Origin of the sequence: endosymbiont of Riftia pachyptila (vent Ph05), assembly GCF_000224455.1 — a bacterium.
Lineage (GTDB): Bacteria > Pseudomonadota > Gammaproteobacteria > Chromatiales > Chromatiaceae > Endoriftia > Endoriftia persephonae.
Genome location: NZ_AFOC01000036.1, coordinates 21,474 through 32,502, shown reverse-complemented (window position 1 = coordinate 32,502; position 11,029 = coordinate 21,474). Strand labels below are relative to the sequence as shown.

Here is an 11,029-nt window from a genome sequence, read left to right as displayed (position 1 = left end):
AGGGCATTTTTCCGCTCCTCCCCCAGTGCAACGATAGCCTGACGGTAGAGCAGAAAACGCTCCTCCTCAAAGCCACGATGGATGCGCTCTACCCAGTCCATCTCCTCGCGTCGGCGCGCCAGTTCCAGATCATCCGGCGCATAGACCTGCACCCGGTTGCGCCCCCGCTCCTTGGCTGCGTAGCAGGCCGCATCCGCCGCACTCATCACCTCCGCCAGGCTCTCTCCTTGCCCGGTGATCGGCACCACGCCAATGCTGATGCCTACGCTATAGCGGCGATCACTCCAGAAGAACTGGAACTTCCTGACCACTTTCAATACCCCCTCGGCGATCTTCTCCGCCACCGCCAGGGAGCAGTATTTCAACAGCACTCCAAACTCATCTCCGCCCAGCCGGGCCAGGGTATCGCTGAGGCGCACCTCATGCTTCAACATTTGACTCAGCTGCCGCAACAACTCATCCCCGGCGGCATGGCCAGAGGTGTCATTGACCAGTTTGAACTGGTCTAGGTCCATATAGAGCACACAGTGCTCCCTCCCCCCCTCATCCATCACCCGGTTCATGCGACGCTCGAATTCACGCCGGTTGATCAGGCCGGTGAGTGCATCATGGGTCGCCTGATAGGAGAGCTGCTCTTCCATCGCTCTGGCTGCGGTAATATCGCGCAGAAAGGCAGTAAAGACCGGCTCGCCACCCACATTCTCACGGGTCACCGTTAACTCCACCGGAAAGGTGTGGCCGGCCGCATGCAGCGCGGTCACCTCAATGCGCTCACCGAGGATGGTCGCCGTCTTTCCATCAAGCTGGCGCTGTATACCAGCCCAATGGGCATCTCGGCTCTCTTCCGGGATCAGCAGTTCAGCCATATCCCGGCTCACCATCTGTTCACGGCGATAGCCGAAGGTCCGTTCCGCGGCCGGGTTGAACTCCAACACCCGACCCTGCGCATCCACAGAAACAATACAATCAAGCGCACTCTTGACGATGGCTGCCTTGCGCGCCTCACTGTCGGTGAGTGCAGCAACCGCCATGAGCTGCGCCTGCTGCCGGGCCGCCAGCTGTCGATAGCCCATCAGCAACCCGAACAGGCCCAACAACCAGACACAGGCATAGGCCGCAATCTCCCTCTGAATCGAGGCGTTCTCCATCTCCAGATACCCCCCCATCGGTAGCGCCACCCCGACAGCGCCACCATTGCCGCCCACTCTCCAACCCTGGCCCGGATGGCAGAGCAGACAACCTTTATGCACCTTCAGCGGCCGCATCAGGCGCAGGTAAGGCTCTCCGTCGATCTCGGTGAACTCGAAAGCTTCTTCCTTGCCCTGATCGAAGCGGGCCAGCGCCTGTTTCTCCCAGGCATCGGGCCTGTTCTCAGGCCGCAGCGGATTGAGGCTGGTCACCCGTCCCGGCACACCGTAAAGGTCGCCGTAGTGTTCCTTCATCTGGCGGATCATCGATGCCGGGTTGATCAGCGTAAGCTGGACTCCCGACGGGGTGGTCAGATCGCGATCAGGGATATGTTTGAGATAAGGATCGGGCTGGGTGGTCTCAGAGACCGGCACATAGATGCGCCCATGGTCGGTGCCCCAGAGGCGGAAGGCGTTGTCCTTGAAGAAGTGCGCGCGCGCCTCGGCGGTTGCCATCTCGCGGGTATTTTCTTGGATATCTGCGGCTCCCCAGAAGCTGAGCACGACAAACACCAAAGTCCAGCCTGCACTGAGCAGCAGGGAATACCACTTCAGGCTGTTTCGTCCAATCCCGCTGACACTGTCAATCAAAAAGCCACTCTCCATCACCAGGGGCGACTCCTGCCAACGAGTCGTCAGACCCAACCGACTGACCATCCCTCATCGATAGTCTTCGGTATGCGCATCCCCTGCGACAGAAAGCTTTCCGCCCGGATACAAAAAAAAGCGCCGCACAATTGACTCAACACCCTGTGCGCTTTCTCTACTTCTAATGTAGGCACTATCGCCCCCCGTTACCATCAGCATCCCCCATCAGCAGAGAAAAAACTGCAACAGAGCGCGGTGAACTTGTCCGGCTGTTCGGCATAGAGCCAGTGACCTGCGCCTTCGATCATGCGCAGCCGGGCGAAGGGGAAGTGACGCAGGATGATCGGTCGATACGACTCCCGCACATAGTCCGAGCAGGAGCCATGCAGAAACAGTGCCTCACCGGGGAAGGCCTGCCCACCGACTTCGGGAAAGGAGAGCAACTCCGGCAGCGCAGCCTGCAGACCACTCAAATTGAGTCGCCACTGCCACTCGCCATCGATGCGCAGCAGATTCTGCAGCAGATAGCCGCGCACCCCGGCATCATCGACCCATCGGGCCAGCTGCTGGTCGATCTGCTGACGGGTTGCTTCAGGAGACAGATCGACCCCCTGCAGGCCGTCGAAGATTGCATCGAAACGGTGCGAATAACTGACCGGGGCGATATCGGCCACGACCAGCCGCTCGAGCCGCTCAGGGTGTTGCAGCGCCAGCCACATCGCTACCTTACCGCCCATGCTGTGACCGCAGAGATGGGCCGCTGAGATCCCAAGCCGATCCATCAACGCCAGCAGATCCTCCACCATCACCGGGTAGTCCATCGGCATCGCGTGGGCGGAGCGACCGTGGTTGCGCAGATCGGGGATAATCAGGCGGAAATCGGCGGCCAGCCGCCGGGCGATGCCGAGCCAGTTGGCGGAGGAGCCGAACAGACCGTGCAGCAGGATCAACGGCGGCGCAGTGGGATCGCCCGCCTCACGGTAGTGGAGCTGCAGACTCATGGGTTTCTGGAACCCGCAGGAGCGCTGCTTGCAGCGCGAATTACCCCCGGCAGTTCGCGCCGCGAGCGGCACTCCTACTTCTTGCGTTTTCTCGGCGGCAGCAGGTCAGTGATGCTGCCCTCGGCCATCTCCGCAGCGAAGCAGATGGTCTCGTTGAGGGTTGGATGGGGGTGCACGGTGAGCCCGATATCCTCCGCATCGGCGCCCATCTCCAGCGCCAGCACGGTCTCGCCGATCAGCTCGCCGGCATTGGGGCCGACGATGCCGGCGCCGAGGATACGCCTGCTGCCGGGCTCAAACAGCAGCTTGGTCATGCCTTCATCACGACCGATGCCGAGCGCCCGACCGCTGGCGGCCCAGGGGAAGGCACCCTTCTCATACTCTATGCCCTTAGCCTTGGCCTCGGTCTCGGTCAGCCCCATCCAGGCCACCTCCGGATCAGTGTAGGCCACAGAGGGGATGGTCATGGCATCGAACTGGGCCGGCAGACCTGCGATCACCTCCGCCGCCACCTTCGCCTCATGGGTCGCCTTGTGGGCTAGCATCGGTTGTCCCACCACATCGCCGATGGCGTAGATGTTGGGGACGTTGGTACGCATCTGCTGATCCACCGGAATGAAGCCATGCTCGTCGATGTTGATCCCCGCGGCCTCGGCGTTAATTGACCTGCCGTTGGGAGTGCGCCCCACCGCCACCAGCACCTTGTCGTAGAGTTGCGGCTTGTCCGGTGCGTTTTTGCCCTCGAAGCTCACCTTCAGCCCCTGCTTCTGCGCCTGGACGTCGGTGACCTTAGTCTCCAGCATGATGCTGTGGTAGTGCTTCTTGATGCGCTTGGTGAGCGGTCGCACCAGATCCGGATCACAGCCGGGGATCAGCGTCGGCTGCAGCTCGACGATATCAATCTCACTGCCGAGGGTGGCGTAGACGGTGGCCATCTCCAAGCCGATGATACCGCCACCGATCACCAGCATCTTTTTAGGCACATCGCTCAGTGCCAGGGCGCCAGTGGAGTCGATCAGGCGCGGGTCTTCGTGAGGGAAGCCCGGAATCTTGATCGAGCTGGAGCCACAGGCGATGATCGCATCACTAAAGGCAATCGAGGTGCACCCCTCAGCGCTCTCGACACCGATGCGATTGGGCGATTCAAATCGGCCCACCCCCTGCACCACCTGCACCTTGCGCTGCTTGGCCAACGCACTCAGCCCGGTGGTGAGCTTCTTCACCACCTTATCCTTGCCGGCGCGCAATTTGTCGAGATCGATATCGGGCTTGCCAAAGCTGATTCCCATTGACTCCATCTCGGCCGCCTCGTTGATCACATCGGCGGCGTGCAGCAGCGCCTTGGAGGGAATGCAACCGACGTTGAGGCAGACCCCGCCGAGACGGGGGTAGCGTTCGATCAGCACCACCCGCTTGCCCAAGTCAGCAGCGCGGAAGGCGGCGGTGTAGCCGCCGGGGCCACCGCCCAGCACCACCAGATCGGTCTGGATATCCGCCGGCCCTTTGACTGCCTCGGCCACTGGCGCGCCCTTCGGCTCGGGCTTAGGCTGAGCTGTCTCCGCCGCACTCACTTCCAGCCTGAGGATCGGGCTGCCGACAGAGATTTTATCCCCCACCTTGACCAGCAGATCCATCACGACCCCCGATTCGGGGGCCGGGATCTCCATCGTTGCTTTGTCGCTCTCCAAGGTGATGATGGAGTCCTCCGCCTCGATCCGATCACCCTCGGCAACCAGCACCTCGATGATGTCGACTTGGTCGAAATCGCCGATGTCAGGAAGAGTAACCTCGATGGTTTTGCTCATGTTGTTTCCTCTGGGGAACGGCCTGTGTCTGTGTTTGAATCTATAATGCCCGCTGGGTAAGCGAACCTGCCATAGGTCGGGCATAGCCCGACATTATCCTTGATTTTGCGCGATGGCACACGGCGGCCTGGGAAGCTCTAAACAAGTCATGATTGCTTTACGCTGGTTAAAATCGCCCCAATTCGTCCCGAAGACCGGAGCAATAGGCCGGCTATTCCTGCTCACTTCGAAACAAATTGGAACGATTTTATCTCAGCCTAAATCTAACCAGACTTATTCAGAGCTTCCCTAGGGGCCACCCTATCTCTACAACAGCAGCCGCCGGATGTCGCTCAGCACCCCGCCCAGGTGGCTGGTAAAACGCACGCCGTCGGCGCCGTCGATCACTCTGTGATCGTAGGAGAGCGACAGCGGCAGCATCAGCCGAGGCTGGAACGCCTGGCCATCCCACACTGGTTTCATCGCAGCACGGGAGACGCCGAGGATCGCCACCTCCGGTGCGTTGACGATGGGCGTGAAGGCGGTGCCGCCGATACCGCCCAGGCTAGAGATGGAGAAACAACCACCCTGCAGATCGGCGGGCATCAGCTTGCCGTCACGGGCGCGGCCACTGACCGCCATCAGCTCATTCGCCAGATCGAACACACCCTTCTGATCCACATCGCGGATCACCGGCACCACCAGACCGTTGGGGGTATCCACCGCCACACCGATATGCACATATTTACGGTAGATCAGGCTCTCGCCATCGGGCGAGAGGGCGGCGTTGAAGGTCGGCATCTCGCGCAGCGCGGCGGCCACCGCTTTCATCAGAAACGGCATGAAGGTGAGGCGCAGATCCTGCTTCAGCGCTGCCTCCTTCTGCGCCTTGCGAAACGCCTCCAGCTCGGTGATATCGGCCTCGTCGAACTGGGTGACATGGGGCACCGTGAGCCAGCAGCGGTGCAGGTGGGCGCCACTGAGCTTTTTGATCCTGCCCAGCGGCTGGGTGTCGATCTCACCAAACTTCGAGTAGTCGATCACGGGCCCACTCGGCATCTGCAGGGGCGAACCTGGGGCCCGTGCCGGCTGGCCACCACTGAGGGATTTCTTGATGAAACCCTGCACATCCTCCTTAAGGATGCGCCCCTTGGCGCCACTGCCGCTGATCTGACTAAGATCGACCCCCAGTTCACGGGCGAAGCGGCGCACCGCCGGGCTGGCGTGGGCCTTCCTCTCGCCCAGCTCGATGCTGCCACCGGGCACCGGGTAGGGGCTGCTTGCCTTCTCACCCGCAGGTCGCCGTTCGGGCGCATCCGACTGCACCGCCGGGGCGGGGGCCTGCACCGTCTCCAGCTCCTCGGTGGCAGGCGCCGGTGCGTCGTGATTGGTGGGAGCCGCCTCTTCAGAACTCGCATCCAGGATCATGCGTAACAGCAGATGCCCCTTGCTAATCTGGTCGCCCACCTTGACCCGCACCTCGGTCACCCTGCCCGCATGGGGCGAGGGGATCTCCATGGTCGCCTTGTCGCTCTCCAGGGTGACCAGCGAATCCTCCACCGCCACCTGGTCCCCCTCGGAGACCAATACCTCGATGATCTCGACCGCGTCGAAGTCACCGATGTCTGGCAACACTACATCTGTCGTTTTTGCCACTGTCTATCCTCTACCGCCTTTTCGGCGCTCAATCTTTTCCCGGCTGGAATACCGAAGCCGGCCATGCTCTGAGATCGCTAGAGCGTGCTCGGATTCGGCTTTTCCGGGTCGATCTTGTACTTTTTGATCGCCTTGCTAACTTCGGATGCATCAATCTTGCCATCGTCGGCCAACGCCTTGAGGGCAGCCAGCGCCACATAGTAGCGATTCACCTCAAAGAACTTGCGCAGCTGTGAACGCATGTCGCTGCGGCCAAAACCGTCAGTGCCGAGCACGCTGTAGCGGCGATCGATATAGGGGCGAACCTGATCTGCATAGCTGCGGATATAGTCGGTGGCGGCAATCACCGGGCCTTTGGTCTCCGCCAGCTGCTGACTGATGTAGGCGGTGCGCGGTGGCTGATCCGGATGCAGCATGTTCCAGCGCTCCACATCGATACCGTCACGCCTCAGCTCTGTGAAGCTGGTGACGCTCCAGACATCGGCGGAAATGCTGAAGTCTTTCTCCAGCAGCTCGGCGGCGGCGATCACCTCCCGCAGGATCGCACCACTACCCAACAGCTGCACCCGTTTGCGCCGCTTGCCACCCAGCTGGAAGCGGTAGATGCCACGGCGGATGCCCGCTTCGACACCTTCTGGCATCGCCGGCTGCAGGTAGTTCTCGTTCATCACCGTCAGATAGTAGAAGCAGTTCTCCTGCTCCTGATACATGCGGCGCATGCCATCCTGCATGATCACCGCCAGCTCATAGGCGAAGGCCGGATCATAGGCGACGCAGTTGGGGATGGTGGCAGCCATTAGATGGCTGTGGCCATCTTGGTGCTGCAGCCCCTCGCCGGCCAGGGTGGTGCGACCGGCGGTACCGCCGATCAGGAAGCCACGCGCCTGCATGTCGCCGGCGGCCCAAGCCAGGTCGCCGATGCGCTGAAAGCCGAACATCGAATAGTAGATGTAGAACGGGATCATCGGCGTGCCGTGGTTACTGTAGGCGGTGGCGGCAGCAATCCACGACGACATGGCCCCCGCCTCGTTGATCCCCTCCTGCAGGATCTGGCCCTTTTTATCCTCCCGGTAGTACATCACCTGGTCGGCATCCACCGGCTCATAGAGCTGGCCCACCGAGGAGTAGATGCCGAGCTGACGGAACATCCCCTCCATGCCGAAGGTGCGCGCCTCGTCGGGCACGATCGGCACCACCTGTCGACCCAGCTTCTTGTCACGCAGCAGCATGTTGAGCATCCGCACGAAGGCCATAGTGGTGGACATCTCGCGCTCACCGCTGCCTTCCAGCAGCGGCTGGAACAGGCTCAGCTCCGGCACCTGCAGCGCCTCCGCCTGGGTGCGACGGCTCGGCAGATAGCCACCCAGCTCCTGTCGCCGCTGATGCATATATTTCATCTCCGGTGTGTCGGCGGCCGGCTTAAAGAAGGGGGCGGCGCCGATCATCTCGTCGGGGATTGGGATGTTAAAACGGTCACGGAAGGCGCGCAGCGCCGCCTCGCCCATCTTTTTCTGCGAGTGGGTGATGTTCTGCCCCTCACCGGCCACGCCCATGCCGTAGCCCTTCACCGTCTTGGCCAGGATCACCGTCGGCTGGCCAGTGTGCTTGGCGGCCTCGGCGTAGGCGGCGTAGACTTTGTGCGGATCGTGGCCACCACGGTTGAGGCGCCAAATATCCTCATCGGTCATGTCGGCGACCATCTCGGTAAGCTCCGGGTATTTGCCGAAGAAGTGCTCACGAGTGTAGGCGCCGCCCTTAGCCTTGTAGGCCTGGTAGTCGCCATCCACCGCCTCTTCCATGCGTTTCAGCAGGGTGCCATGTTTGTCGCGGCTGAACAGCGGATCCCAGTAGCCGCCCCAGATCACCTTGATCACGTTCCAGCCGGCACCACGGAACACCGCCTCCAGCTCCTGGATAATCTTGCCGTTGCCACGCACCGGGCCATCGAGCCGCTGCAGGTTGCAGTTAATGACGAAACAGAGGTTGTCGAGCCGCTCGCGGCCGGCCAGAGAGATCGCCCCCAGCGCCTCCGGCTCATCCATCTCGCCGTCGCCGCAGAAGGCCCAGACCTTGCGCTTTTCAGTGTTGGCAATGCCGCGGTCGTTGAGGTAGCGCATGAAACGCGCCTGGTAGATCGCCATCAGCGGCCCGAGCCCCATCGAGACGGTGGGGAACTGCCAAAAGCCTGGCATCAGCTTGGGATGGGGGTAGGAGGAGAGGCCGTTGCCATCCACCTCCTGACGGAAGCTGTAGAGCTGATCCTCACTGATCCGCCCTTCCAGATAGGCACGGGCATAGATGCCGGGAGCGGAGTGGCCCTGGAAGAAGATCAGATCGCCCTCCTGCTCCTTGTTGGAGGCGCGAAAGAAGTGGTTGAAACCCACGTCGAAGAGAGTCGCCACCGAGGCAAAGCTGGAGATGTGGCCGCCCAACTCGGTGGAGATGCGGTTCGCCTGCACCACCATCGCCATCGCGTTCCAACGGATGAAGGAGCGGATGCGCCGTTCCATCGCCCGGTCACCGGGGAAGCGCTCCTGCTGACTGAGCGGGATGGTGTTGAGATAGGCGGTATTGGCGCTGAACGGCAGGTGCGCTCCGGAACGGCGCGCCTTGTCGACCAGCCGCTCGATCAGGAAATGGGCGCGTTCGACACCTTCATTCTCCAGCACCGCCTCCAAGGCGTCGAGCCATTCCTCTGTTTCCTGCGGATCGATATCGGGTTTGTTTACCATCGAGATTCTCTATGCGATTTTCGTTTTTTCTGCAGCAACTACAGCAGCAGGCTCTGCCGCTCTGTTGTCTGTCAGGACATCCAGACCCTAATGATCCGATATTGTTTACAAGCCATCATGCACCACCTTGAGCTGCCAGCCTGCAGTAGCAGTCAGCGACCGACCAATATTTGGATTATCAATAGTCACAATTTAGCCCGCCAATATACTAAAGAGTCACTGAAATTCCAGCTGTTTTTCTATCAAATAAGCCGCAGGATTGTGCGTTTTTCGAATTAGCTTTGTGTGGGCAAAAGACGCGCCTGATTTCGCAAACGCGTCAGTACGCATTACGGGTGGGCGGCGAATGGGGGCGGGGAAAATACCGTGCAATTGCGTCCGGCCGCCTTTGACTCGTACAGAGCGGCATCGGCAATGGTGAGAAGCGCATCGCCCCCACGCTTATCCTCTGGTGGCACAAACAGAGTCGCACCGCAGCTGATCGTCACCTCCAGCTTGGCCTGTTCAATAACAATCGGAGTATCGGCCATGGCCCGCCGAATACGTTCCAACAGATTCTGTGCCTGATCCTGTTTCGCATTCAGCAGGATCAAAAACTCCTCCCCGCCATAACGGCCTACCTGATCATAGGGCCTGAGTGCACCGACGATGCGCTTGGTCACCTCCTGCAACACGGCGTCACCGGCGGGATGACCGTGAGCATCGTTGATGCGCTTGAAGTAATCGATATCGCACAGGCCGATGCATAGGGGTTGTGACAGGCGTATGGCGCGCGCCATCTCCTTCTCCAGCACCTGCATCACAGCCCCGCGGTTGAGCAGTCCGGTCAAGGCATCATGGGTCGCTTGAAATGCCAGCGCATCTTTTGCCCCGAGTAATTCCTGCTGAAGTGTCAGCATGCGTCTGCCGACTTGCAGGCGGGCCTGCAACTCCGCATTTTCGAAGGGTTTGGCGATATAGTCATTAGCGCCGGCATCCAGCCCGGCAACGATGTCGCCGGTCTCACAGCGGGCGGTCAGCAGAATGATAAAAGGTGGATTGCTACTCTGCTGCTGGCGAATTCGTTGACACAGGGCCAGACCATCCAGCTTCGGCATCTCCCAGTCGAGCAGCAGCAGTCTCGGTGCTTCATCTTCCTGCATGACCTGCCAAGCCGCCTCGCCATCTTCCACGGCTATTGGCTCATAACCCCATTTGCGGGTCACGGCCGCCAGCATGGTACGTGAAGTCAGGTCATCCTCAGCGATTAGTAGTTTCAAACAGCCGCTCCTTCATTGCTGCCTTGAGTTGCACGAAGCGATTTTCCAGCTCTGGCAGCCTCTCACGGATAGCCTCCAGGTCAGCGGCCTTGCCAGCCTGCTCCATCGTCAGGGCCAGGGCGCTGAGCGCCATACCGCCCACGTTGGCTGCTGCACCTCTGATCTTGTGTAGCTGGGCGGTGGACTGCGCCTTATTATCAGCCGCGACCAGGACCTTGAGCTGTTCAATCTGATCGGGCATATCTCCCAGAAAGGCCTCGGCCACGGTGCGGACCAGGGTGTCATCATCCGCCAGTCGGCTACGCATGTCGGTGTAGTCAAACACGGGTTCATCAGAGTGTTGGGGTGAGGGAGCGGAATCATGGTTGATCGAAACTTCAGGATTTTCTGCGCTTCGAGACTCATCAGATTTGCCTTCGTCCCCTTCAGGGTTGGTCTGCTGGCAACAGACAGGCAACCACTGTTCCAGCGCTCGGCGCAGTTTTCTGGGGTCCACCGGCTTGGCGATGTGGTCGTCCATACCTGCCTCGATGCATTTGTCTCGATCACCCTGCATGGCGTTGGCGGTCATGGCGATCACCGGGATATTGTGATTTTTGACCGATGATTGCGGATCACGGATGCGGCGGGTGGCGTCATAACCATCCATCACCGGCATCTGGCAATCCATAAAAACCAGATCGTAGGGGAGCTGTTCGAGGGCAGTGATCGCCTCCTGCCCGTTGGCGACCAGGTCGATGTGGACGCCGAACTTTTCCAGCATGCCCTGGGCCACTGCCTGGTTGGTGACATTGTCCTCCACCACCAATACCCGGGCATTGA

7 protein-coding genes are annotated in these 11,029 nt (G+C 60.6%); all 7 read right to left on the bottom strand.

Going from position 1 to position 11,029, the window contains the following annotated elements; all coding sequences use genetic code 11:
- Positions 1-1,844: diguanylate cyclase domain-containing protein (locus RIFP1SYM_RS16400; protein ID WP_050798730.1), on the bottom strand; the 1,844-nt coding region annotated here is incomplete at its 3' end.
- A 143-nt stretch (positions 1,845-1,987) separates the two neighbouring features.
- Positions 1,988-2,776, bottom strand: a complete 789-nt coding sequence (locus tag RIFP1SYM_RS07350) for an alpha/beta fold hydrolase (RefSeq protein ID WP_039959975.1) — start codon at positions 2,774-2,776, stop codon at positions 1,988-1,990.
- Between the two features lie 74 nt (positions 2,777-2,850).
- Positions 2,851-4,581: a dihydrolipoyl dehydrogenase gene (gene lpdA / locus RIFP1SYM_RS07345; RefSeq protein ID WP_039959974.1), complete on the bottom strand. Its 1,731-nt coding sequence runs from the start codon at positions 4,579-4,581 to the stop codon at positions 2,851-2,853.
- A gap of 306 nt (positions 4,582-4,887) precedes the next feature.
- A complete protein-coding gene (gene aceF, locus RIFP1SYM_RS07340) occupies positions 4,888-6,216 on the bottom strand; it encodes a dihydrolipoyllysine-residue acetyltransferase (RefSeq protein WP_005961336.1) in 1,329 nt (442 codons plus the stop codon).
- Between the two features lie 77 nt (positions 6,217-6,293).
- Positions 6,294-8,948 carry a pyruvate dehydrogenase (acetyl-transferring), homodimeric type gene (gene aceE, locus RIFP1SYM_RS07335; RefSeq protein WP_005961335.1) on the bottom strand — a complete coding sequence of 885 codons (2,655 nt, stop codon included), beginning with the start codon at positions 8,946-8,948 and terminating at the stop codon, positions 6,294-6,296.
- 329 nt (positions 8,949-9,277) lie between these two features.
- Positions 9,278-10,207, bottom strand: coding sequence for a GGDEF domain-containing protein (locus RIFP1SYM_RS07330; RefSeq protein WP_005961334.1), 930 nt, complete (start codon positions 10,205-10,207; stop codon positions 9,278-9,280).
- Positions 10,188-11,009: a response regulator gene (locus tag RIFP1SYM_RS07325; protein WP_240992053.1), complete on the bottom strand. Its 822-nt coding sequence runs from the start codon at positions 11,007-11,009 to the stop codon at positions 10,188-10,190. The genes RIFP1SYM_RS07330 and RIFP1SYM_RS07325 overlap by 20 nt, the downstream gene beginning before the upstream one ends.
- Positions 11,010-11,029: the final 20 nt, after the last annotated feature.

Bases quoted from the DNA above. Each gene is read 5' to 3' on its own strand.
- RIFP1SYM_RS07350 (WP_039959975.1), bottom strand. From the start codon at position 2,776: ATGAGTCTGCAGCTCCACTACCGTGAGGCGGGCGATCCCACTGCGCCG.
- lpdA (WP_039959974.1), bottom strand. From the start codon at position 4,581: ATGAGCAAAACCATCGAGGTTACTCTTCCTGACATCGGCGATTTCGAC.
- aceE (WP_005961335.1), bottom strand. From the start codon at position 8,948: ATGGTAAACAAACCCGATATCGATCCGCAGGAAACAGAGGAATGGCTC.